The 23,133-nt window shown below is 63.0% G+C and carries 19 protein-coding genes; 8 read left to right on the plus strand and 11 right to left on the minus strand.

The features are described from left to right. Positions 1-9: 9 nt before the first annotated feature. From NKJ28_RS20340 to NKJ28_RS20350, 3 genes are all read left to right on the plus strand, one after another. Positions 10-1,488, plus strand: a complete 1,479-nt coding sequence (locus tag NKJ28_RS20340; RefSeq protein WP_352568749.1) for a YcjX family GTP-binding protein — start codon at positions 10-12, stop codon at positions 1,486-1,488. Continuing rightward, a complete protein-coding gene (locus tag NKJ28_RS20345; protein ID WP_352568750.1) occupies positions 1,485-2,579 on the plus strand; it encodes a YcjF family protein in 1,095 nt (364 codons plus the stop codon). Before NKJ28_RS20340 ends, NKJ28_RS20345 begins: the two co-directional genes overlap by 4 nt. Positions 2,580-2,666: 87 nt before the next feature. Then, complete coding sequence (locus NKJ28_RS20350; RefSeq protein WP_352636777.1) at positions 2,667-3,221, plus strand: hypothetical protein; 555 nt, start codon at positions 2,667-2,669, stop codon at positions 3,219-3,221. A gap of 63 nt (positions 3,222-3,284) precedes the next feature. Here NKJ28_RS20350 and NKJ28_RS20355 read toward each other — a convergent pair whose 3' ends face one another. After that, positions 3,285-3,551 (minus strand): hypothetical protein, encoded by a 267-nt coding sequence (locus NKJ28_RS20355; protein WP_352568752.1) that lies wholly within the window; start codon positions 3,549-3,551, stop codon positions 3,285-3,287. 229 nt (positions 3,552-3,780) lie between these two features. Here NKJ28_RS20355 and NKJ28_RS20360 point away from each other — a divergent pair, with 229 nt between their 5' ends. Together NKJ28_RS20360 and NKJ28_RS20365 are read left to right on the plus strand one after the other, a co-directional pair. After that, entirely contained in the window at positions 3,781-5,616 is a 1,836-nt protein-coding gene (locus NKJ28_RS20360; protein WP_352636778.1) for a monovalent cation:proton antiporter-2 (CPA2) family protein, read from the plus strand. 17 nt (positions 5,617-5,633) lie between these two features. Beyond that, positions 5,634-6,185 (plus strand): DUF924 family protein, encoded by a 552-nt coding sequence (locus NKJ28_RS20365; protein ID WP_502894566.1) that lies wholly within the window; start codon positions 5,634-5,636, stop codon positions 6,183-6,185. Positions 6,186-6,209: 24 nt separating this feature from the next. Here NKJ28_RS20365 and folK read toward each other — a convergent pair whose 3' ends face one another. Genes folK through folP form a run of 3 tightly spaced genes read right to left on the minus strand, consistent with a single transcriptional unit; the run spans position 6,210 to position 7,926 of the window. Further along, positions 6,210-6,734 carry a 2-amino-4-hydroxy-6-hydroxymethyldihydropteridine diphosphokinase gene (folK, locus tag NKJ28_RS20370; RefSeq protein WP_352455684.1) on the minus strand — a complete coding sequence of 175 codons (525 nt, stop codon included), beginning with the start codon at positions 6,732-6,734 and terminating at the stop codon, positions 6,210-6,212. Beyond that, on the minus strand, positions 6,718-7,077 hold the full coding sequence (gene folB / locus NKJ28_RS20375) for a dihydroneopterin aldolase (RefSeq protein WP_352568755.1): 360 nt from the start codon (positions 7,075-7,077) through the stop codon (positions 6,718-6,720). The genes folK and folB overlap by 17 nt, the downstream gene beginning before the upstream one ends. A gap of 3 nt (positions 7,078-7,080) precedes the next feature. Continuing rightward, entirely contained in the window at positions 7,081-7,926 is an 846-nt protein-coding gene (gene folP / locus NKJ28_RS20380) for a dihydropteroate synthase (protein ID WP_352568756.1), read from the minus strand. A gap of 96 nt (positions 7,927-8,022) precedes the next feature. Between folP and NKJ28_RS20385 the strand changes: the two genes are divergently transcribed. Then, complete coding sequence (locus tag NKJ28_RS20385) at positions 8,023-8,640, plus strand: DUF922 domain-containing Zn-dependent protease (RefSeq protein WP_023674836.1); 618 nt, start codon at positions 8,023-8,025, stop codon at positions 8,638-8,640. 202 nt (positions 8,641-8,842) lie between these two features. Then, complete coding sequence (locus NKJ28_RS20390) at positions 8,843-10,324, plus strand: MDR family MFS transporter (protein WP_352636780.1); 1,482 nt, start codon at positions 8,843-8,845, stop codon at positions 10,322-10,324. 27 nt (positions 10,325-10,351) lie between these two features. On the opposite strand, the gene NKJ28_RS20395 is transcribed toward NKJ28_RS20390, so the two are convergent. From NKJ28_RS20395 to NKJ28_RS20405, 3 genes are all read right to left on the minus strand, one after another. Further along, positions 10,352-11,380, minus strand: coding sequence for an NAD(P)/FAD-dependent oxidoreductase (locus NKJ28_RS20395; RefSeq protein ID WP_352593543.1), 1,029 nt, complete (start codon positions 11,378-11,380; stop codon positions 10,352-10,354). Positions 11,381-11,462: 82 nt separating this feature from the next. Then, positions 11,463-11,783: a 2Fe-2S iron-sulfur cluster-binding protein gene (locus tag NKJ28_RS20400; RefSeq protein WP_023674833.1), complete on the minus strand. Its 321-nt coding sequence runs from the start codon at positions 11,781-11,783 to the stop codon at positions 11,463-11,465. Between the two features lie 97 nt (positions 11,784-11,880). Beyond that, the gene (locus NKJ28_RS20405; RefSeq protein ID WP_352636814.1) at positions 11,881-12,249 is read right to left on the minus strand and encodes an Hpt domain-containing protein; all 369 of its coding nucleotides are present in this window, start codon (positions 12,247-12,249) and stop codon (positions 11,881-11,883) included. Between the two features lie 285 nt (positions 12,250-12,534). Between NKJ28_RS20405 and NKJ28_RS20410 the strand changes: the two genes are divergently transcribed. After that, a complete protein-coding gene (locus tag NKJ28_RS20410; RefSeq protein WP_352636781.1) occupies positions 12,535-18,921 on the plus strand; it encodes an apolipoprotein A-IV repeat region-like domain-containing protein in 6,387 nt (2,128 codons plus the stop codon). 104 nt (positions 18,922-19,025) lie between these two features. Here the strand turns inward: NKJ28_RS20410 and NKJ28_RS20415 are convergent, their stop codons facing one another. From NKJ28_RS20415 to NKJ28_RS20430, 4 genes are read right to left on the minus strand one after another with little or no spacing between them, the layout of a single operon-like run. After that, on the minus strand, positions 19,026-19,679 hold the full coding sequence (locus NKJ28_RS20415; RefSeq protein ID WP_352502487.1) for an ABC-type transport auxiliary lipoprotein family protein: 654 nt from the start codon (positions 19,677-19,679) through the stop codon (positions 19,026-19,028). A gap of 37 nt (positions 19,680-19,716) precedes the next feature. After that, a complete protein-coding gene (locus tag NKJ28_RS20420; protein ID WP_352636782.1) occupies positions 19,717-21,090 on the minus strand; it encodes an MlaD family protein in 1,374 nt (457 codons plus the stop codon). A gap of 13 nt (positions 21,091-21,103) precedes the next feature. After that, on the minus strand, positions 21,104-21,922 hold the full coding sequence (locus tag NKJ28_RS20425) for an ABC transporter ATP-binding protein (protein WP_352574968.1): 819 nt from the start codon (positions 21,920-21,922) through the stop codon (positions 21,104-21,106). 1 nt (position 21,923) lies between these two features. After that, positions 21,924-23,108: an ABC transporter permease gene (locus tag NKJ28_RS20430; protein WP_352619836.1), complete on the minus strand. Its 1,185-nt coding sequence runs from the start codon at positions 23,106-23,108 to the stop codon at positions 21,924-21,926. Between the last annotated feature and the right edge of the window lie 25 nt (positions 23,109-23,133).

Genomic DNA, 23,133 nt, shown 5'->3' on the forward strand with positions numbered 1-23,133 from the left:
GAACAGATTTTGGCATCATCGCTGACGACTTTCACCGACGAGGCGAAGATTGCCTTGGATACGTTGTCAGGCCGCGCTGCCGGGCTTTTCGCTCCGTCGCTGCGTCTTGGCGTGACCGGGCTGTCCCGCGCCGGCAAGACGGTGTTCATCTCGGCCCTTGTGCACAATCTGGTCCATGGCGGACGCTTGCCGCTGTTTGAGGCACAAAAATCTGGGCGCATCGCCCGGGCTTTTCTCGAAGAGCAGCCGGACGACGCGGTACCACGCTTCCTGTACGAGGATCACATCGCAGCTCTTGTCGACGACCGCATCTGGCCGGATTCGACGCGTGCGATTTCCGAACTGAGGCTCACCATCGAATACGAATCGGCCTCTGGCTGGAGCCGCATGTTTTCCGCCGGCAAATTGTCGGTCGACATCGTCGATTATCCCGGCGAATGGCTGCTCGACCTGCCGCTGCTCGGCAAGTCCTACGCCGATTTTTCGCGTGAGGCCTTCGAGATGGCCGTGTTGCCGGTGCGTGTCGACCTTTCGCGGGAATGGCGGGCGCTCTCCAATCCGGTCGACCCCAACGCCGAGGCCGACGAGATGACGGCGCGCCGTCTCGCTGAGAGCTTCGCGGCCTATCTCAAGGCCTGCAAACTCGACGAGCGGGCGCTTTCGACCTTGCCGCCCGGCCGCTTCCTGATGCCCGGCGATCTTGAAGGCTCGCCCGCTCTCACCTTCGCGCCGCTGCCGAATCTGGGCGGCCGGCGCGCCCGCTCGGGATCGCTGCAGGCTATGATGGAGCGGCGCTACGAGGCTTACAAGACGCATGTCGTCAAACCGTTCTTTCGCGAACACATCACGCGTCTCGACCGCCAGATCGTGCTCATCGACGCATTGCAGGCATTGAATGCCGGCCCCGGTGCGATGGCCGATCTGGAGCGCGCGGTCACCGAAATCCTGTCCTGTTTCCGGCCCGGCCGGGGCAACTTCCTGACCGACGTGTTTTCGAGGCGCATCGACCGCATATTGGTGGCCGCGACCAAGGCCGACCATCTGCACCACGAAAGCCACGACCGCCTGCAGGCCATCGTGCGGCGGCTAGCCGACCGAGCCGTGGCGCGGGCGAATTTCACCGGCACCGACGTCGACGTCGTCGCCATGGCGGCCATGCGCGCGACCCGTGAAGGCACGGTCAAGCAGGGCCGCGAGACTTTGCCGGTCATTATCGGCACGCCATTGCGCGGCGAAAAAATCAACGGCGAAACCTTTGACGGAAAGACCGAAACAGCCATATTTCCCGGGGACTTGCCGGAGAAAGTTGATGCGTTATTCGACGTTTCCGAATCGGCCCGCCGGCAGAACAATGACGACCCCGCGATCCGCTTCGTGCGCTTTCGCCCGCCGAAACTCGAGCGCACCGCCGAGGGCGTCACGCTGTCGCTGCCGCATATCAGGCTCGACCGCGCGCTGCAGTTCCTGATCGGAGATCATCTCGCATGAGTGCGCCCCGCAGACCGGCGGCCTTTCGCATAGAGCCGGAGCCCCAGCAGAAGGAAGATTCGACGGCTCACCATGCTGCGTCCGAGGCCGCGCCGGCGCGAAAGCCGCGTACCGTGACGGCGGATCTTGCCGTGGTCACACCGGCGGAGATCGACGTCTTCGACGAGGCTGATATCGTCGCTGCCGAACCGCCGCCGGCGATTGCGCCGCGAAAACGTTCGCCGCTTGGCAGCCTGTTCTTCGGCGCGCTGGGCGTTCTGGTTTCGTTCGCCGTCGGCCTCTGGACCGACCAGCTGATTCGCGACCTGTTCGAGCGCGCCGAGTGGCTGGGCTGGCTGGCTGCCGCTATGGCCGCGATCGCCATCCTGGCGCTTCTGATCATCCTCGTGCGCGAATTCATGGCGATTGCCCGCCTTGCCGAGGTCGAAAAGTTGCAGAAGCGGGCGCTCGATGCGATTGCCCGTGACGATCCGAAGGCCGCCCGCGCCGTGGTCGACGAGTTGTCGGTCTTTGTCTCGGCCAAGCCTGAAACCGCGGCCGGCAGGCGCTCGCTGGCCGAATTGCGCGGCGAGATCATTGACGGCGGCAATCTGGTACGGCTGGCCGAGATCGAGATACTCGGCCCGCTCGATGCCCGCGCCAGGGTGATGATCCTCGAAGCGGCGAAGCGCGTCTCCCTGGTGACCGCGGTCAGCCCCCGCGCGCTGGTCGACGTCGCTTATGTCGTGTTCGAAGCCGGCCGGTTGATTCGCCGGCTGTCGGAGCTTTATGGCGGCCGCCCCGGCACGCTTGGCTTTTTTCGCCTGGCGCGCAGCGTTCTGGCCCATCTCGCGGTCACCGGGTCGATCGCCGTCGGCGACAGTTTCGTCCAGCAGATCGTCGGCCACGGCCTTGCCGCCCGGCTCTCGGCCAAGCTCGGCGAAGGCGTCGTCAACGGCATGATGACTGCGCGCATCGGCATTGCAGCGATGGAAACCGCAAGGCCCCTGCCCTTTTACGCGGTCAGGCGGCCCGGATTGGGCGATTTCCTCTCCGCGCTGACCTCCTTTGCAGCAAAGAAAGAAAAAGAAACATCCGCTTCCGGAACGTGACTATTGCCTTGGGGTGACAAAGCATTAACCAATCTTGTCCATGGTCGGAAGCGTCCAAACCAGTCTCTTTGTTGCCGGGTGTCGTCGATGAAAAGCGTTATTCTGTCCAGCGGGCTGCCCGTGGCGCTCGCGCTTGTCTCAACCGTCGGCATTGCCGGAAAGACCTCGGCGGCGGAACCGGACAAGCAGTTCTTTCGATCGGTCGAAGGCAAATGGGTCGGCCCCGGGGAAATCGTTGCCGGCAAATACAAGGGCACGAAATTCACCTGCAGCTTCATCGGCTCGACGCCTGACGGCAAGGTCGGCATGTCGCTCGACGGCGGCTGCCGGGTAGGCATGTTCACCCAGCAGATGTCGGCAACGATCGAACACAAGGGCCGGCAGGGCTACAAGGGCAGCTTTATGGGCGGGGCCGCCGGCTCCGGCCTCGACATTATCGGCGGCAATGTCGTCGATGTGCACAAGGTGGTTTTCACCATCAATCGCAATCAGTTGCGCGGCGTGATGCAGGCGCTTGTCCCCGAGGACAATTCGATGACGGTGACCGTTGCCGTGCGCGTCGACCAGCAGCTGGTCCCGGTCATCGGCATGAAGTTGAAGCGGGTCGATACGGTAGAAGTTGGCTCCATCTCTCCGAACTGAGCCCCGGCATGAAAAAAGGCGGCAGACAAACGGCGCCGCCCTCTTTGACATGCAAATGGGCGCTCAGTCCTTGATCGCGGCAATCACTTCGTCATAGGCCTTGCAGGCCTCAGCCGCTGTCGTGCCGCTCTGATATTTGGTTGTGACCGCCTGGACCTTGGCCCCGAGGTCGGCTGCCTTGGCCGGATTTTTGGTAATCGCAGCCTGAAGTGCCGCAGTCATGTCCTGGGCCTTCTTGGTCAGCATCTCGGTCGTGCACTCCGGCGCCTTCGAACAGGCAGAACCGGCAAGTGCCGCGATGCCAACGGCAAGCAGCAAAAACGTCTTCATGTCAGTCATCTCCTCAAAAAAGGGCCGCGACTTGATCGTCGCTCGCCCTTCACTGGCCGAAGCCGGGCGTCCTTAGCGCCGGATTGCTGGAACAAGCAACGCGCGGGAGCCCATTATCCTGTTCAGTGCGCCTGCAATATCGCCTTCACAACGCGCCGGATTCGCACTGTTCGATCCGCCCCGAAGCCCCTATCTTGGCCGCTTGTTGCAAGAGAGCGGAACGGCAGGCATGGCGGCAGAGGCATCGAACGGCGATCTGATCCAGGTGGTGGCGCTGCTCGCCGCCGGCGTCGTTGCGGTGCCGATCTTCAGGCGTTTGGGACTTGGCTCCATCCTCGGCTATTTGACGGCCGGCGTCGTGATCGGTCCGTTCGGGCTGCGCATCTTTTCCGAATCGGAAGCCATTCTTCATGTCGCCGAACTCGGCGTCGTCCTGTTCCTGTTCATCATCGGGCTGGAGATGCAGCCGTCACGGCTATGGGGCCTGCGCCGCGAGATTTTCGGGCTTGGCGCGCTGCAGGTCGGCGTCTGCGCGGTCCTGCTGACCGGCGTCGGCCTTGCGGGAGGTTTCCCGATCGCGCAATCCTTCGTCGCCGGCGCCGGTTTCGTACTCACCTCGACGGCAATCGTCATGCAATTGCTGGAAGAACGCGGCGAACTGGCCACGCCCAAGGGCCAGCGCATCGTCTCGGTCCTGCTTTTGGAAGACCTGGCCATCGTGCCATTGCTGGCGCTGATCGCCTTCCTCGCGCCGGGCGGCGCCGATATGAGCCTGTCGGATCGGTTGACGGAGGTCGGCATCGGCCTTGCCGCGATCGTCGGGCTGGTGCTTGCAGGACGCTATCTGCTCAATCCGTTCTTCCGTATCCTGGCGGATGCGCGCGCCCGTGAGGTGATGACCGCAGCCGCCCTTCTGGTCGTGCTCGGGTCGGCGCTCGCCATGCAGCTTTCCGGCCTGTCGATGGCCATGGGCGCCTTCCTGGCCGGCGTGCTTTTGTCGGAATCGACCTTCCGCCATCAGCTGGAGGCCGACATCGAACCGTTCCGCGGCATTCTGCTCGGGCTGTTCTTCCTCGCCGTCGGCATGTCGCTCGACCTGCATGTGGTCGTCGTCAACTGGCAGCTCATTGCCATCTATGTCGTCGCCTACATGATGATGAAGGCGATCGGCATCTATATCGTCGCCCGCATTCTCAAAACCGGCCACCGGGAAGCGCTCGAGCGCGCGGTCTTCATGGCGCAAGGCGGCGAATTCGCCTTCGTCCTCTATTCCGCAGCGGCGGCTGTCGGTATCATCGATAGCCAGGCCAATGCGATGCTGACCGCCATCGTCATCATTTCCATGGTGCTGACGCCCTTAGCGATCATAGCATTGCGGTATCTGACGCCACGCGACGAGCAGTCGCTTGAAGGCGTCGATGTCGCCGACGGCCTGACCGGCAGCGTGCTGATCATCGGCTTTGGCCGGTTCGGCCAGATCGCCAGCCAGCCGCTTTTGTTGCGCGGCATCGACGTCTCGATCATCGACAATGAGGTCGAGATGATCCAGGCAGCGGCCGATTTCGGCTTCAAGGTCTATTACGGCGACGGCACGCGGCTGGACATCCTGCGTGCCGCGGGAGCCGGGCGCGCACGCGCCGTGCTGATCTGCGTTGACAAGCCCGATGCCGCCGTGCGCATCGCCGAGCTCATCAAGGCGGAGTTTCCGTTGCTGACGGTGCTGGCGCGGGCTTTCGACCGCGGCACGGCGTTGCAGCTCATTCGTGCCGGCGTCGACTATCAGCTCCGCGAGACGTTCGAATCGGCGCTTGTCTTCGGCGGCTCGACACTGGAAGCTCTCGGCGTCGATCCGGAAGAGGTCGCCGAGGTAGTCGAGGACGTCCGCCGCCGCGATGCTGCCCGTTTCGAACTTCAACAGGCAGAAGGCATCCGCGCCGGGCGGCGCTTCCTCAAAGGCAATATCGGCACCCCCATCCCGACGCCGCTCAGCACGCCACGGCGCGTGGGCCAGGCGCTCAACGAGGAGACCGCCGGCGTGCTGCAGAAATCCGAACCGGCCGATTAAACGTTGGAAAGACGCGAATGATGAACGAACTGGACGAGCGCGCTGTCTCCATCACCAGATTCTGGCGCGACGCCGGGGAGGACGCGTGGTTCGAGAAGAACGACGCCTTTGATGCCGACTTCCGCACCCGGTTTCTCGATCTGCACTTTGCCGCCGCCCGCCGCGAATGCGACGGCTGGTCCGAACACGCCGAAGGGTCGCTGGCACTGATGATCCTGCTCGACCAGTTTCCGCGAAACTGCTTTCGCGCCACCGGCCACATGTACGCCACGGACCCGCTGGCGCGGCATTTCGCCGGGAAAGCGATCGCTGCCGGCCATGACCTGGCACTCGACGAAGAGCTCCGCGTTTTTCTCTATCTGCCCTATGAGCATTCGGAGGACCTCGCCGATCAGCTCAAATCGGCAGAGCTTACCGCCGCCAAAGCCCCGATCTATCTGAAATATGCGATCGAGCATCGCGACATCATCCAGCGCTTCGGCCGCTTTCCGCATCGAAACAGGATGCTTGGCCGCGAGACGACACCGGACGAACAAATGTTCCTCGACGGAGGTGGGTTCTCCGGCTGATTTCAGGCACCGATGGCGGCAGCGTCAGGTTTTCCACCAATCCCGGCCTGACGGCAGCCGTTCAATGCCCGATGTGTCGACGGCGGCCAGCCGTTCCGATACGCTTTTGCCGTCGACCACAAGCTCCGGCGCAATTTCTGCCAGCGGCGCCAGCACGAAGGCGCGCTCCAGCATGCGCGGATGCGGCACCTCCAGTCCGGTCTCGTGGATGATGCGGTCGCCGAACACCAGAATGTCGATATCGATCAGGCGTGGACCCCAGCGCTCCTCGCGCACCCGCTTCAGTTTTCGCTCGGCGTCGAGGCAAAGGTCGAGCAAAGCCCGTGGCGCGAGCGCGGTCGAGATTTCGGCCGCCGCGTTGAGGAAATCCGGCTGATCGAGCTTGCCCCAGGGCGGCGTGCGGTAGAGCGACGAAACGGCAACGACGCGCGTTCTCTCGTTGGCATCCAGAATGCCCAGTGCCGCAGCCATCGACTTCGCCGGATCACCGAGATTGCCGCCAAGGCTGAGATAGACGGTGTTGTTGTTATTACTATTCTGGCCAGACAACGGTCACCTCGACATGATCGAGCACACCCGGCACCGGGGCGTTTGGCTTGCGCACGGTGATTTCGGCCTTTTTGATCTGCGGAAACCGCGCCGTCAGCGCCCTCGCCACTTCGAGCGCCAGCGCTTCGATCAGAAAGCGCCGTTCGCCGGTAATGATCTTCTCGATGACCGCAAAGGCGATGCCGTAATTGACGGTGTCCTCGATGGAATCCTCGACCAGCGCCTGCCCGGGATCCACCGTGAGTGCCGCATCGACATAAAAGCGCTGGCCGAGCGTCTCTTCTTCGTCCAGCACACCGTGCCGGGCAAAGAAGGCGCAGTTCTTCATGCGGATGACATACATGGCTCAGCTTTCCCCGATCTCACGTGCCAGCATAGCATCGGCGATGGCCAGCGCATCCACGTTGATTGCGACATCGTGGACGCGAAAGAGATGCGCGCCTTTGAGCCTCAGGATAACGCTGGTGGCCGCGGTCCCGGCGCCTCTTGCGGCTGCGTCGCGGCCGGTGACGGTGCCGATAAAGCGCTTTCGCGATGTGCCGGCCATCAGTGGAAAACCCAGCGCATGAAGCTCGGAAAACCGTGCCATCAGGTCAAGATTTTCCGCTGCCGTCTCCTTGGCAAAGCCGAAGCCCGGATCGAGCACGATATGGTCGTCGGCAACACCGCTCCGCCGCGCGATTTCCAGCGACTTCCTGAGGAAGAAGAGCTGATCGGCAATCACGTCGGGCAGTTTCTGCCGGTCCCGTCCAGTGTGCATGACGACAAGGCCAGCGCCGGTTTCGGCCGCGACCCGGGCAATGCCCGGTTCGCGCTGCAGGCCCCAGACGTCATTGACGATATGCGCGCCGGCTTGGACGGCAAGCCGGGCCGTATCCTCGCGATAGGTATCGACCGAGATCAGCGTTCCGCCAGACGTCGCGAGCGCCTCGATGACCGGCAATATGCGAGCCTGCTCTTCCTTTGCGGAGACCGCAGACGCCCCGGGACGTGTCGATTCTCCGCCGATGTCGATGACGGAGGCCCCCTCCTCGACCATGCGGCGCGCCTGAGCCACTGCTTTTTCCGGCGCATCGAACAGGCCGCCGTCGGAAAAACTGTCCGGCGTGATGTTGAGGATGCCGACGACCACGGCCTTGCCGCCAAGGTCGAGATGGCGTCCGTGCGCCAATTGCCATCGCCCTGTCATCATTGCCCATCAACCATGTTCGATCTCGCGGCGTGGCGGGGGATCAATTCCGTTGCGCCGAGGACGGCGGTAAAGCAAGGTGGGGAAAGAGGCAACACGATGAAACGATCCCTCCTCTGCGCCCTGATGCTCGCTCTGACCGCATTCCCGGCCGGCGCTGCAACTCTCGTCAAGACATATAGTTATTTCCCGATCGGCGGCAGGACGCTCGACGACATCGAGACCCAGCTGTCGAAACTCGGGCCTCAGGTGAAAAGCACCGGGTCGCGGCATCCGGGAGCTACCCAGATGGCGTTCACCACCCGCGTCAGCTATGCGCAAAAGCCGGGCTCGTGCTGGATTGCCGACGCTGTCGTCACCGTCAAGGTCAAGGTCATCCTTCCTGAGTGGCGCCGCCCGCGCAAAGCCGATGCCGGCGTCAGGCTGTTCTGGGATACGTTGTCCGCCGACATCAAGCGCCATGAGGAACGCCACGTCGAGATTGCCAAGAACCACGGCCGCGAACTAGAAGACGCCTTGAAGGCGAGCTACCCGGAAAAGACCTGCGAACTGGCAAAGGCCAAGGCCGCAAAAATCACTGCGGCCATGCTTGCCAAACACGACCAGGACCAGATGCGCTTCGATCGCGTCGAAAGCGCCAATTTCCAAAGCCGCATCCTGCGGCTTTTGCACTATCGCATCGAGCGCATTGAGAACGGCCGGCTCGCTCCCGGCTGAACTCCGCGTCGTCGGACAAAGCCAATTTTGCCGAAACATAGTGCCAGCTTCGGAAAACTTTCGAGCCGCTGTCGAAATCGGCCTATAGCGAACGACATATGCCAGGTTCGCAGGGATCAGCCTCCGGCAAACGCCAATCGGCGTACCTAGATGCTTCCCAGCCCGTCGCGGACGTGCACGCAGGCATAATGGATGAACGGATATGGACCAGGCTGTCGACAAGCAAACGATGGTGGAAACCAGCGCGCCGCTGACCGAAACCGAGAAAAACGCCATCATCGGCGGCGTGCTTTTGTCGATGCTGCTGGCGGCGCTCGACCAGACCATCGTCGCGCCGGCGATGCCGACGATGGCCCGTCTGCTCGGGCATGCCGAATATCTGCCATGGATCGTGACCGGCTATCTTCTGACCGCGACCGCCGTGGCGCCGCTCTACGGCAAGATCTCCGATATTTATGGTCGCCGGCCGACCGTCTATGCTGCAATCCTGATCTTTCTCGCCGGCTCGCTGGTCAGCGCCACGGCCCCTAACATGCTGGTCCTGGTTGTCGGCCGGGCGATCCAGGGCGCCGGTGGCGGCGGCCTGTTCGCCCTGACGCAGACCGTGATCGGCGACCTCGTGCCGCCGCGCGAGCGGGCCCGATACGCCGCCTGGATCTCGGGCACATGGGCCGTCGCCAGCATCGCGGGGCCGCTCCTCGGCGGCACCTTCGCCGAACATCTGCATTGGTCGCTGATCTTCTGGATCAACATTCCGCTCGGCCTGCTGGCCATGGCGATCATCAACAACCCGCTCAAGAAGCTGCCGATCGCCGCAAAACATCACCGCATCGACGGCCTCGGCGCGCTGCTTCTGGTCGCGGCCACCTCGCTGCTGCTGCTTGCCTTGAACTGGGGCGGCAGCGAGTATCCGTGGCTGTCGCCTGAAATCCTTGGACTGCTCGCCTGCTCGGCGGTGTTCTGGAGCGCGTTCGCGCTGCGGCTCATGCGCGCGGCCGAACCGCTGATCTCGCTCGAAGTGCTCGGCAATCCGATCGTTCTCGCCGGCACATTGTCGATGTTCCTACTGCAGGCCGCCAATGTCGGCCTGTCGGTCTATCTGCCGGTCTACCTGCAATCGGTCGTCGGCCTGTCGGTCAGTCAATCGGGCACCGCGTTGCTTGGGCTGATGCTCGGCACGGTGGCCGGTGCGACATTCAGCGCGCGAATGATCCCGCGCTTTTTCCACTATAAGCGCATTGCCATGATCGGAACTGTTTTCTCGATCCTGTGCCTCGGCGTGCTCAGCCTGGTCGCCGGGCATGCCTCACTTTTGCTCGTCGAGGTGTTGACGACCTGCGTAGGCCTGGGTACAGGCACGACCTTTCCGGTTGCCACCGTCTCGGTCCAGAACGCCGTCGATCGCATGCACCTTGGCGTAGCGACCGGCGTTCTCACCTTCCTGCGCTCGCTGGGCAGCGCGCTTGGCGTCGCTATGCTCGGTGCCGTCGCCCTTGGTTGCGGGCTGCCGCTGGCCAGCGAAGGCACGCAGCCGGCCGGCCATATCGCCTCGGCCATGCCGTTCGTGATGATCTTTCTTGCCGCGGCCGCGATCTTGCTGTTGTCGCTCATCACGCTCTGGCTGATGCAGGAGAAAACGCTTCGCGGCCATGCCGAGGCTGTGGCTCCAGCCCTGGCGGAGTAGACCGGCCCGACGAAAATATGGCGAGGCTCAGTCGATCACGCCGAGCTTCTTCTGCAGACTGGTTGACGAGGTCGTATACTGAAAAACGATGCGCTCGCCGGGGCTGACGATGCGCTTGGCCGCTTGCGCCATCAAGGCGACCTCGTGGAAGCCCGACAGGATCAGCTTCAGCTTGCCGGGGTACCAGTTGATGTCGCCGACGGCGAAGATGCCGGGCACCGACGTCTGGAATTTTTCGGTGTCGACCGGGATCAGGTTCTCGTGGAGGTTGAGGCCCCATTCGGCGATTGGGCCGAGCTTCATCGTCAGGCCGAAGAACGGCAGCATCCGCGTACACGGCACTTCGATATCGCCCTCCGGCCCCTTGATGGTGGCGGAGGCGAGCTGGCCGTCGGCGCCGGTCAGGCCAGTCACCTGTCCGACCTGGAATTCCAGCTGCTTCATCTCCTGCATGGCATACATCTTGTTGACGCTGTCGGGCGCTGCACGGAATTCGGGCCGCCGGTGCACCAGCGTCACGCTCTTGGCAACCGGCTGCAGGTTCAGCGTCCAGTCGAGCGCCGAATCGCCGCCGCCGACGATGACGAGGTCGTGGCCGCGAAAGTCCTCCATCCGGCGCACCGAGTAGAACACGCTCTTGCCTTCATAGGGTTCGATGCCTGGAATCGGCGGGCGCTTCGGCTGGAACGAACCGCCGCCGGCGGCAATCACCACAATTTTGGCTTCGAACACCTCGTTTTCGTCGGTAATGACGCGGAAGCTGCCGTCCTCCAATCTTTCCAGGCTCGAAACCATGCGGCTATAGGTGAATTCGGGCTTGAACGGCGCGATCTGCTCAAGCAGCTTGTCGACCAGGCCTTGCGCCGAGATCGAGGGCCAAGCCGGAATGTCGTAGATCGGCTTTTCCGGGTAGAGTTCGGCGCATTGCCCGCCGGGCCGGTCGAGGATGTCGATCAGATGGCACTTCATGTCGAAGAGGCCGAGCTCGAATACGGCAAACAGGCCGACAGGCCCTGCCCCGACAATGAGTACGTCCGTCTTGGTGATAGCGGTCATGAAGCATGCGCCTTTATGGGAAAACGGCGCGACACTGCATGACCATTGGTCCGCTGCCAAGCGGCAGCCGCAAAAATCGGCTTCAGCCCTGGCGGGCCGGCACGCGCACGACCAGCCCGTCGAGGGCGTCGCGCACCTTGATCTGGCATGACAGCCGCGAGTTCGGCTGGACCTCGTAGGCGAAATCCAGCATGTCCTCTTCCATGGCTTCCGGCTCGCCGACCTCCGCCGTCCAGGCTTCGTCGACATAAACATGGCAGGTCGCGCAGGCGCAGGCGCCGCCGCATTCCGCTTCTATTCCCGGCACCGCATTTCGGATCGCATTTTCCATGACGGTCGAGCCGTTTTCGGCATCCACGTCAAAATGCGTGCCGTCATGGGCGATGAAGGTCAGCTTGGTCATTTGTCACCTGAAGGGAGTCTGAGCCGACATAATCACTCTGCCGGACAAGTCAACTGCGGCGCCAAAGCGCCGCTGTGTGGCGTTTTGGGAATAAGCGCTATCGGCTGATGGCGGCGACGAAGTCGCGCACTTCTTCGATCAGCGAGCCAAGCCGCTTCAGCGTGCTGGCGTCTTCGGGCCGGCATTCGATCGCGCTGGCGCAATCGGCAATGGCGAAGGCGCCGACCCCGCGCGCCGAGCCTTTGAGCTCGTGTGCCAATAGCAGCCGCTGCCTAACATCCGCTTCGACGATCTTGTCGCGCACCGACAGCGCCTGCTGCACGAACAGAGCCAGCACCTCCTGCTCGAGGCTCCGATCGCCCATCGTCTGGCGCGCAAGATGCGCCAGGTCGATCGGCCGCGCCCCGGCTGTCCCCGACACGTCGCCGCCGGGCATCGAGAACGCAATGCCGTTTTCGCCACGTATCACTTTGAGACTCCGTTCTTCGACCGCCGCAAAAACTAGGCGTATCCGGTGGACAACGGGTTAATGATTGGCCCGGAAAAATGTCGCGATAACGGCGCCGGAATCACGGCTGTGTTAACCTTATATTTAAAGTTTTACGTATCGGGCGGAATGCATGTTTTCTTTACCCGGCTGTGTCATTACGATACGACAGGTCCATTTTCAGCCTCCTGCGCGGGACACGCTAGGCAGAATCAATAAGCAGAACCATAAGTCCCGCGGCAGCTTGTACAGGGTAGCGAAGGCATGGCGAAGAAACCAACGACGACAAGAACGCTCGACAGCGACGTAGCCAGGGAACTTGAAAAGGCACTTGATATCGATCTGAGCGGCGATGCCGGCGGCGACTTCGACATGGCTGCATCCATGGAAGATCTCGAAGCGCAAATATCGCAAGCCGCCGACGAGTTGGCGCGCGAAGGTCGCAGCCAGAACGAAGCGCCTGCCCCGGACCAGACCCAGAACGCGGCACCTGCCGCCAATCAAAGCCAGATCGCAAAACCCGCGCCAAAGGCCAAGCCGGCTGAGTTGCGTCCTGTCGCAACGCGCAATGGCTCGCAGCCGGCAGCTTTCTCGCCGGCCAACGACGATCGTCAAAAAGACTATAAGACGCTCCTGCACACCCTCAATCGGCGCGCCTCGAACACGATCTACTGGGTCGTGGCTTTCGTTTCGCTGGCCTGGATCGCCGGCGCTGGCGGCCTTGCGAACCTGTTGTTCGGACCTGGCATCTGGAACATCCGCACCTTCGATCAGTTTTTCGCCCGTCCGGAGCTGATCGGCCTGGCGGTCGCGGCAATCGTGCCCGTCATCCTGTTCTGGGCATTCGCAGTGATGATTCGCCGCGCTCAGGAGATGCGCCTTGCCGCGCAGTCGATGACCGAGGTGGCCTTCCGTCTGGCCGAGCCGGAAAATCTTGCCCAGGATCGCGTCATGATGATCGGCCAAGCGGTTCGCCGCGAGGTGGCAGCCATGGGCGAAGGCATCGAACGCACGCTTGCGCGTGCCGTCGAGCTCGAAACGCTGGTCCACAGCGAGGTGAACCAGATCGAGCGCTCCTATTCAGAGAACGAGTCCCGCATCCGCTCGCTGGTCGACGGGCTGGGCAGCGAGCGCGAAGCGGTCGTCACCCATGCCGAGCGCGTGCGCGCCTCGATCACCGGCGCCCACGAGACACTGAAAGACGAGATCAACGCCGCCAGCGATATCATTCGCGACAGCATTCTCAACGCCTCGACCAAGCTGTCGATGACGATCAACGAATCCGGCGACACGCTGATCGATAGGATCAACGGAAGCTCGATGTCGATCTTCGATTCGGTGGAAGGCCGGCTCGAATCGATCACCGATCGGCTGTCGACGTCGGGCGAGGCCTTCGCCAGCCTGCTCGACACCCGGATCGCCAAGCTGACGGACACCACCGATGGCCTGACGCGGTCGCTGACCGACCTGCTCGACGACCGCACGAGCGGCATGGTGTCGCTGCTCGGCGGTGCCGCCCGCACACTCAATTCGGAATTCGAAGCCAGCCTCAACGGCATCGAGCGGACGCTTGCTGAACGTGGCCAGGCGCTGATCAGCGAGTTCCAGACCCGCGCCGAGGCGCTCGACACCGGCACGCAGAAGCTCAACGCCGCGCTGGAGGCTCGCGCACGCCAGATCAACGAGACGCTGGTCGAGCGCGCGCGCGAAATCGCCCACACCTTCCAGGATAGCAGGGAGACGCTGTCGGCGATGATCGATCAGGGCAAGACCCAGATCGGCGCCGACATGGCCGACATCATTTCATCGACCTCGACCATGCTTGAAGCCCGCGCCGGCGATTTCGCCGGGCGCATGGAAGCGGCGCGCCATGTCGTATCGCGTTCGTTCGATACGGACATCCAGCGGCTTGCCGATGCTCGCGCCGGCATCGAGGAAGCCGTCGAGAACCACAGCCGCAAGCTTTCCGAAAGCCGCGACCGGATGGCGGCGGCAATGCAGGCCGATCTGGCGAAGTTCGCCGAAGGTCGCGCCGAAATCGACGCAGCGGTGGCCAACCAGGTGCAGAAGCTAGCCGAAGGCCGCGGCCTGATCTCGCGCGCCCTTGAAGAGGACCTGCGCAAGGTCAACGAATCGCGCGCAGCGATCGACGCTTCGCTGGGCAGCCATCTCGAAAGCCTTGAAGAGGGTCGCAACAGGCTTGCCCAGGCCTTGAACGAAGACTCTGGAAAACTCGTGCAAGCCCGCACGATAATTGATGAAATGGTTGCCGGACACGTCGGCAAGCTCGCTGAAGGCCGCAGCATTCTTTCGCGCGCGCTCGAGGCCGACCTCGGTAAGCTGGCAGAGAGTCGCGCCGGCATAGACGGCCTCGTCGCCGGTCAAGTCGAAAAGATCGCCGAGGGTCGCGCCATACTCGCCAGTGCGTTGGAAGCCGACATCGCCGGCATCAATGGCCTCATCGAGGCTCATTCGGCGAAATTGGCGCAAGACCGCAGCGGGCTTTCCCAGTCACTCGATAACGACCTGTCCGACATCAGGAGCCTGATCGCCGATCATTCTGGCAGGCTCGCCGATGACCGCAGCCTGCTTTCGAAGACGCTTGAAGACGATCTTGCCAAGCTGGCCGAAAGCCGGTCGAGCATCGATGGGCTGGTTGCCGGCCAGGTCGAGAAGCTGGCCGAAGGCCGCGACATCCTCAAGCGCGCGCTTGAATCGGACCTGAACGCGATCAAGGGCGTCATCGCCAGCCAGTCTGAAAAGCTGGCGGAAGACCGTGGCCAGTTGTCGCGGGCACTGGAGAGCGACCTGGAGGCTGTGCGGGGCGTTGTCTCCGATCACATGGACAAGCTCGCCGAAGACCGTTCGACCCTTTCGAAGGCGCTCGAAGACGATCTCGTCAAGTTGGCCGAAAGCCGCTCGAGCATCGATGTGATGGTTGCCGGCCAGGTCGAAAAGCTTGCAGAGGGCCGCGACATCCTCAAGCGTGCGCTCGAAGCCGATCTGAGCACTGTCAAGGATGTCATCGCCGGCCAATCCGAGAAGCTGGCCGAGGATCGTGGTCAGCTGTCGCGGGCACTAGAGACCGATCTCGAGACCGTGCGGGGCGTCGTCTCCGAACATATGAACAAGCTCGCCGAGGACCGTTCGGCCCTGTCAAAGGCGCTCGAGGACGATCTTGCCAGGCTGGCAGAGAGCCGGTCGAGCATCGACGGGCTGGTCGCAGGCCAGGTCGAGAAGCTGGCCGAGGGTCGCGACATCCTCAAGCGCGCGCTGGAAGACGATCTTACCAAGCTGGCCGAAAGCCGCTCGAGCATCGACGGACTGGTTTCCGGCCAGGTCGAGAAGCTGGCCGAAGGTCGCGACATCCTCAAGCGCGCCTTGGAGGCCGATCTCAGCACGATCAGGGGCGCCATCGCCGATCAGTCGCAGCTATTGACCGATAATCGCGCGCAGTTTTCGCGTGCGCTGGAAGCCGATCTCGGCAACGTGAACAGCCTTGTCGCAACCCACGCAGAGAAGCTCGTCCAGGACCGCTCGACCCTGTCGAAGGCGCTCGAGGACGATCTCGCCAAGCTGGCGGAAAGCCGCTCGAGCATCGATGGGCTGGTTGCCGGCCAGGTTGAGAAACTGGCGGAAGGCCGCGACATCCTCAGGCGCGCGTTGGAAGCCGATCTGGAGAGGCTTGCAATGAGCCGCAGCGAAGTCGACGAGATCGTCGCCGGTCATGTCGGCAAGCTGAGCGAGGGCCGCGACATGCTGACCCGCGCATTGCAGGACGATCTCTCCAGGCTCGCCGAAACGCGCAAGGATGTCGACCGTTCGCTGTCCGGCCATATCGACCAGATCGCCGCCAGGAGCACCGACATCTCCGATGCGATCGCTGCGGACGTAGAAAAGATCGAGCAGGCGTTCAGCCGGCAGACAGGCATCATTGAAGAGCGCGCCAGCACAATGGAGCGGGCGCTGTCGACGGGTGTCGACAACGTGCGCAGTGTGCTCGAAAGAAGCGCGGTCTTCGTCGCCGGCGCGCTGCGCGAGAAGGTCATGGAAGTTACCAGCGCGCTGCATGAGCAGGCGGGCGCGGCATTCAGCGATGCCGACCGCAAGATCGCCGAGCGCGCCGAGCAGACCTCGGCCGCCCTGCTCGCCAGGGCGGAGGACATCGCCCGCACCTTTGAAGAGGCGGATCGTCGCCTCGCCGCCCGCGCCGAGGATACGTCGAGCGCACTGATTGCCCGCGCCGACGACACGTCGAACACCTTGTTCGCGCGTGCCCAGGAGACGGCCGATCAGCTGGCAGCCAGAGCAAGTGAGATTGCCGGCACCTTCGACGTGGCGGACCACAGGCTGGTCTCTCGCGCCATCGAAACGGCCCAGTCGCTGGCTGCACGTGCCGGCGACATCCTGCGCAATTTCGAAACAGCCGACGAGCGGCTGGGCGTGCGCATCGGCGAATCCGCCGAAGCTCTCGCGGCACGTGCGTCGGATCTCGGCCGCATTTTCGATGCCGCCGACCAGCAACTTATTTCGCGCATTGCCGAAGGCTCCGAAGCACTTTCGGCCCGTGCGTCCGAGATCGGCCGCATCTTCGAGGAGGCGGATCATCGTCTGGTGTCCCGCATTGCCGACAGCAGCACCGCAATCGGCGAACATGCCGACACCATTGTCGGTGCCTTCACCAGCACCGAGCAGCGGGTTGCCGAACGCGCCAGGCAGACTGGCCAGGAACTCGCCGTCCATGCCCGTGAAATCGAGCAACTGCTTGCCGGTGCCGACGAACGCCTGGCATCGAGTGCTGCTGCCACTGCGGCCCGCGTCGAGGAGCAGGTCGCCAGCGTCGAGAACCGCCTCGCCTACTCCGCCGAGACAATGGGCCAAAAGCTCAATGAACAGGTCTCGAATGCCGAGGCGCAGTTGGTCTCGCGCGCCAACTCGATCGCCGAAACCTTCACCGCGGTCGGCCAGCATATCGGCCAGAGCACCAATGACGCTGCAAAGTCCATCGGTGCCAATACTCGCGAGCTCAATACGATGCTTGCGGCACGTTCGGCCGAAATATCGAAAATCCTGGACGAGACGGCACGGCCTCTGGTCGAGCGCTTCGCCCAGGGCGGCTCCGAGCTGCAAAAGAGCATGGAAGAGGTCACCGAACGTGCGACCGAGAAGCTGCGCACTCAAAACGCCGCCCTCGTCGACGCCCTCGCCAGCCGCACGGCCGAAACGCTGTCGGCCGTCGAAGGCGCGCGCTCGACGCTTGCCGACAGCGTTGCCGACCTCATCGGCCGCATGACCACCTCCAGCTCGCAGCTCGGTCAGTTGATCGAGCAGGCGGCGGCCAATCTCGGCCAGGTCGACGAACGCCTGACCGGCAGCACGCAAAGCTTCGCAGCGACTACCGAAAAGACCGCGCAGACCTTCGCCAGCTCGGCGCGCCTGGTCGATTCGAACACGACGCGGCTCACCGAGCTGTCGTCGTCGACCTTGCGCGAGGTTGCTTCAATCGCCACCAAGTTCGACGAGCACAGCCGGTTGCTTTCCAGTGCCTCGGACCTGTTGAGCTCGGCCCAGAGCAATCTTGAGCACACACTCGAAAGGCAATCGTCGCTGGAGGACCTTGCCGTCGGCCTTGTCAAGAAGTCGGAAGATCTCGAAAGGGTCATGCGCTCGTTCGAGAATCTGGTCGGCCAGACGCTGCAGAACGCCGAAGGCAAGACGCTGGAATCCGCCGACAAGATCCGTACCGCGATTTCCGAAGTGGTCGATTCGGCAACCAAGCGCTTTGCCGATGCGACCGAGGAGATGCGGCGTACCGCCGGCTCGATCAAGAGCGAGCTCGACCTCACCCGGGCCGAGCTTAAGAAAGGCGTCATCGAGATGCCGGAAGAGGCAAAGGAATCAACCACGGCTATCCGCCGTGCCGTTTCAGAGCAGATCAACGCGCTGAAGGAACTTTCTGAAATCGTTGCGAAATCTGGCCGCAGCGCCGACAGTTCGGAACAGCGCAACCTGCGTCCGGCGCCGCAAGCGCCTGCCGCACGCCCCGCCGAACCGCCACGTCGCCCGGCTCCGGCTCCCGAACAGCGCCGTGCACCGCAGGCGCCTTCGGGCGAGACGGCGCTGCGCGGCACGCTCGACCTCGAACGTCCCGCAGACCAAGCGCCGCGCCAGCGCGACCCCAACGGCCGCACGCCGCAGGGCGGTTGGGTGCGTGACCTCCTGACCGGTGCATCACGCGAAGACGACGCCAAGCCGGCAGCGCCTGCCGAAGCGCCGCGCCCGGCTCCCGCTGCGCGTTCGCCGCTTCATGTCGTGGAATCGCTGAACTCGCTCTCGGTCGATATCGCACGCGCCATCGATCACGATGCGTCGATCGAGTTGTGGAACCGCTACCGGCGTGGCGAGCGTGACGTCTTCACACGCCGACTTTACACGCTGAAGGGCCAGCAGACGTTCGACGAGATCCGCCGCAAATATCAGTCAGAGGCGGAGTTCCGCGCTGCTGTCGATCGTTACTGCGACGATTTCGAAAAGCTGCTCAAGGACGTGTCGCGCAACGACCGCGACAACATCATGGCGCAGACCTACCTGACGTCGGACACCGGCAAGGTCTACACCATGCTGGCCCACGCCAGCGGCCGCCTGCACTAAGCGGGCGACAGAGAACAAACGAAAAGGCGGGATTTCCCGCCTTTTTCATGCCGTACTGAATTCCATTGGCGCTGTAGAGTGCCGTGCCGGCAGTTCCGGCTGTGTCAGATCACGGTGTCCGTCCAGCGGACGATTTGCCCTGCCGCATCGCCGAACGCGGCATCGAGCGCGCCGACATAGGCCTGGTTGCCATTGCCCGAAACGGGCGCGATTGCGCTAAACGTCTTCGAAGCGCGCACTTCACCGTTGCGATCGTTCAACAGGCGCACGAACAGCTCGACCTCGGCATGTTCGCCACCGTCGACACGCACCTCGAACGAGCGGATCTCGACGATCACCTGATAGTCGATCGCCAGCCCCTCGCCTGGCTTGCCGACGCCGGTGAAGCTGCCCGAGCGCTGGAACGTCTCTGCCAGCCGCGCCTGTACGATCATCGGCAGCCGGTCGGCCCATTGCGCGCCCTTGAGATACTGGATCGATCGCGGCGATGGCTTAATGACGATGTTCTGGCTGTCCAGCGCCTTGAGCGCCGATGGCTGAGCGATGAGTATCTGGCGACGGCTGTGGGCACGCGCTTCCAGCGACGGCGCCGAAAGCTCAAACGTATCCAGCGGCGCCGGCTTGCCGCCCAGCGCCGCGCAGCCGGCGAGCGAAAGCGCCAGCAGTGCCGCTCCGGTCTTGAACCCACTCGATCTGACGCTGCCTGAACTGATCGACTTCAAACGCGATCCCCCCCGGATCGTGGAAACAACGCGCATCCGCAAGCTATGTTCTTGCGGTGGGCGCAGGCCGAAGTCAACGGCGCACCCTGCCGTCGAACTGCCGGACCTCACCCTCGCCGCCGGACAGGATCCGCTGTGGATTGCGGCTGAGGTCGGTCACCGCCTCTTCGATGCGGTTGATCGAACGACGGCTGTCCTGGACCAGCGATTCGACGTTTTGCAGCCCCTGTCCCGAGAACCGCGCCAGATTGTCGGTGATGGTGCCGAGGCGGGCGTTCAGCGTGTCGGCGACCTGCTTGAACGATTTGAGCGTCGCCCTGGCATCGGCCATGACGCCGTCGGCCTGACCGGAGCCGAGCAGTTTGTCGACCTTGGCAAGGATACCGTCGACTCGCACCGAGGCATCGTTGAGGCGTCCTGCGAGCTGGTGCGCGTCTTTGATGGTTTCGTCGATGTCGTCGGCCCGGTTGGCGAACTTGTTGGTCACCTTGGCGATGTCGGCGGCAGCTTCATTGGCGTTTTCGCTGGCCTTCTGGATATTGGCCAGCGCGGTGCGAACTTCAGCCGGATCGATGCCGTCGAGAACGCCGTCGACCTTGGCCAGCGTGCCTTGCGTCTTCTGGGCGAACTCGTTGATCGAGCCTACCGCGGTGTCCACGTTCTTGATGACCGCGTCGAACTGCTTGCTGGTTTCCTTGAGGTTGGAAGTGACCGTGTCGACATTGGCGACGATGCTCTTGATCTGGTCCTTGTCGACGGCGTTGAGTAGCCCTTCCGCCGCCTTCAGGGTGCCGTCGAGCTTGCCCGAAACACCCTTCAGTTCGTCCGCCAGCGAGCTGACGCTGGCCAGGAACTTGTCGACGCCGTCCGCATTCCTGGCCAGTGCATCGGAGAAGGTCTGGACATTGTTGACGGTCTGCGTCAGCGGCCCGCGAACATCCTTGGTGAAGCCTTCGAGCTCCGAAAGGACCTTGTCGGCGCGGGTGAAGATGTTCTGCGCCGTCTGCAGCAGGTTGGTGACCGCCGACGGGTTGGCAACGATCTCGGCGACACGGCCTTCCTTTTCCGCCTCGTCGAGAAGTTTTGGCTCTTTGGGGTCGGCGCCCTTGAGCTCGATGTTGGCCTGGCCGGTGAGGCCGGCAAGCCCGATATCGGCCTGCGTCGACTTGGTGATAGGCGTATTCCGGTCTATTTCGGTGTCGGCGATAGCAGCGGTCGGATTGTCGACGTCGATATAGACACGGCGCACGTCGCCGACTTTGACGCCATTGAACAGCACGAAGCTGCCACGGCCGAGCCCCGAAGCGGAGCCTGGAATGCGCACGCGCAGCACCGTCGTCTCACCCTTTTCGCCGATTGCCGCCGTCCAATAGACGAAAGCGAAAGCCGCGAGGATCGCGGCCAGCGTGAAAATGCCGACAATGACGTAGTTGGCCCTGGTTTCCATTGCTCACTTATGGCTATGCGCGCGCCGCAAGATCAAGTTGCCGGGCGCGTTTTCCGCGGAAATAGGATTTTACCCAGGGTTCCTCGCTCCTGAGCATGTCGTCGATCGTGCCCTCGACCAGCACTTTCTTGTTGCCGAGCACCGCCACGCGGTCGCACGCCGTAAACAGCGTGTCGAGATCGTGCGTGACCATATACACGGTCAAATCCATCGTATCGCGCAGCTTGACGACCAATTCGTCGAACTCAGCCGCGCTGATCGGATCGAGCCCGGACGTCGGTTCGTCGAGGAAGACGATATCCGGGTCGAGCGCCAGAGCGCGCGCCAGCGCAGCACGCTTGATCATGCCGCCGGAGAGCTCGGAGGGGAATTTCTGCGCCGCATCCGGCGGCAATCCGACCAGCTCGACCTTGAGCATGGCAAGTTCGTCCATCAGCTTCTTCGGCAAATCGAGATATTCGCGCATCGGCACCTGGACGTTTTCGAGGACCGTCAGCGCCGAAAAAAGCGCACCATGCTGGAACAGCACGCCAAGCCGCATGTCGATGCGAAGGCGCTCCCTTTCGGTTGCCTTCTCGACGTCAACGCCGAACAGTTTGATTGTTCCCGATTGCTTGCGCGTCAAGCCAAGGATGGTGCGCAAGAGAACAGATTTGCCGGCACCGGAGGCACCGACGAAGCCGAGAATCTCCCCGCGCCAGATATCGAGCGACAATTTGTCGAGAACAACCTGGTCGGCGAACGACACCGTGATATCGTGCGCCGACAGCACGATCTCGTCTTCTTTGGCTTTCGCCGCCACCTTGGTCGTGTTTGTGCCCGGCAGCGCCATGTCAGAACTCGATCGCTGCATAGAACATGGCGAAAAGCCCGTCGAGGATAATAACCACGAAGATCGACTTCACCACTGAGGCGGTCACATGCTGGCCAAGCGATTCGGCGCTGCCGCCAACCTTCATGCCCTCGACCGAGGCAATTATGCCGATGATCATGGCCATGAACGGCGCCTTGATCAGGCCGGCAAAAATGGTGCTGAGGTCGATTGCGACACGCAGCCGGTCGATGAACGCTGCCGGTGCAATATCGGAGTAGAGCCATGCAGCCAAAATGCCGCCGCCCAGCGCGGCAAAGTTGGCGATGATCGTCAGGCAAGGCAGCGCGACGACCAGCGCGACCAGCCGCGGAAACACCAGCACGCCGATTGGATTAAGACCGATCACCTTCAGCGCATCGACCTCCTCGCGCATCTTCATCGAGCCGATCTCGGCGGTGATCGCGCTGCCGGAGCGGCCGGCGATCATGATCGCCGTCATCAGCACGCCGAGCTCGCGCAGGATCAGCACCCCGACCAGGTCGACGACGAAGATGTCGGCGCCGAAATAGCTGAGCTGATAAGCGCCTTGCTGGGCAACGATCGCACCGACGATGGCCGACATCAGCACGACTACCGGTATGGCGCCGACACCCATGCGATCGATTTGATTGAAGATCGCCGCCATGTTGACGCCATGGCCACGGCCAAGCTTCATCTGAGAGCCGCGTATCGTGGCGCCGAGGATATTCATTGCGGCCAGGAAATCGTCGCGCATCTCATAAACGCGCCGGCCAACCGCCTCGAGCCCGCGAATGATGAAGTTGGGCGGCTTTGCCGGACCTGATTCGGCCTCGCGTCGGACCGCATCACCGACGGCGCCGAGCAGGATGGAGGCAATCTCGCTTTGCCCCTGCATCGTGATCTCGACGCCCTTCTTTTCGAAGCTGCTGACCAGGCGGTCGATCAGCCACGCCCCGGCAGTGTCCATCTTCTCGATTTGTGAAAGGTCGAGCGCCAGCGTCTTGAAGCCGCCGCGCTTCTCGATCTTGCGCATCTCGGCATCGACCAGGGCAACGGTACGTGTCGTCCAGGTTCCCGAGAAAGCGCAGCCGAGAACGTCGCCCTCCTCGCCGATCGCGATGCGCGGCTGGTGGTCGGGCTCCTTGGCAGGGCCGCTTGCGTCGCGTTTGCGGATGGTCAACATGGCATCCTGTTTAGCCTGACGGGGC

It is taken from the genome of Mesorhizobium sp. M0145, assembly GCF_040322355.1.
Taxonomy (GTDB): domain Bacteria; phylum Pseudomonadota; class Alphaproteobacteria; order Rhizobiales; family Rhizobiaceae; genus Mesorhizobium.

Bases quoted from the DNA above. Each gene is read 5' to 3' on its own strand.
- NKJ28_RS20350 (WP_352636777.1), top strand. From the start codon at position 2,667: ATGAAAAGCGTTATTCTGTCCAGCGGGCTGCCCGTGGCGCTCGCGCTT.
- folB (WP_352568755.1), bottom strand. From the start codon at position 7,077: ATGTATGTCATCCGCATGAAGAACTGCGCCTTCTTTGCCCGGCACGGT.
- folP (WP_352568756.1), bottom strand. From the start codon at position 7,926: ATGATGACAGGGCGATGGCAATTGGCGCACGGACGCCATCTCGACCTT.
- NKJ28_RS20420 (WP_352636782.1), bottom strand. From the start codon at position 21,090: ATGGAAACCAGGGCCAACTACGTCATTGTCGGCATTTTCACGCTGGCC.
- NKJ28_RS20390 (WP_352636780.1), top strand. From the start codon at position 8,843: ATGGACCAGGCTGTCGACAAGCAAACGATGGTGGAAACCAGCGCGCCG.
- NKJ28_RS20410 (WP_352636781.1), top strand. From the start codon at position 12,535: ATGGCGAAGAAACCAACGACGACAAGAACGCTCGACAGCGACGTAGCC.
- NKJ28_RS20430 (WP_352619836.1), bottom strand. From the start codon at position 23,108: ATGTTGACCATCCGCAAACGCGACGCAAGCGGCCCTGCCAAGGAGCCC.
- NKJ28_RS20345 (WP_352568750.1), top strand. From the start codon at position 1,485: ATGAGTGCGCCCCGCAGACCGGCGGCCTTTCGCATAGAGCCGGAGCCC.
- NKJ28_RS20400 (WP_023674833.1), bottom strand. From the start codon at position 11,783: ATGACCAAGCTGACCTTCATCGCCCATGACGGCACGCATTTTGACGTG.
- NKJ28_RS20385 (WP_023674836.1), top strand. From the start codon at position 8,023: ATGAAACGATCCCTCCTCTGCGCCCTGATGCTCGCTCTGACCGCATTC.
- NKJ28_RS20395 (WP_352593543.1), bottom strand. From the start codon at position 11,380: ATGACCGCTATCACCAAGACGGACGTACTCATTGTCGGGGCAGGGCCT.
- NKJ28_RS20360 (WP_352636778.1), top strand. From the start codon at position 3,781: ATGGCGGCAGAGGCATCGAACGGCGATCTGATCCAGGTGGTGGCGCTG.
- NKJ28_RS20415 (WP_352502487.1), bottom strand. From the start codon at position 19,679: ATGCGCGTTGTTTCCACGATCCGGGGGGGATCGCGTTTGAAGTCGATC.
- NKJ28_RS20425 (WP_352574968.1), bottom strand. From the start codon at position 21,922: ATGGCGCTGCCGGGCACAAACACGACCAAGGTGGCGGCGAAAGCCAAA.
- NKJ28_RS20365 (WP_502894566.1), top strand. From the start codon at position 5,634: ATGATGAACGAACTGGACGAGCGCGCTGTCTCCATCACCAGATTCTGG.
- NKJ28_RS20355 (WP_352568752.1), bottom strand. From the start codon at position 3,551: ATGAAGACGTTTTTGCTGCTTGCCGTTGGCATCGCGGCACTTGCCGGT.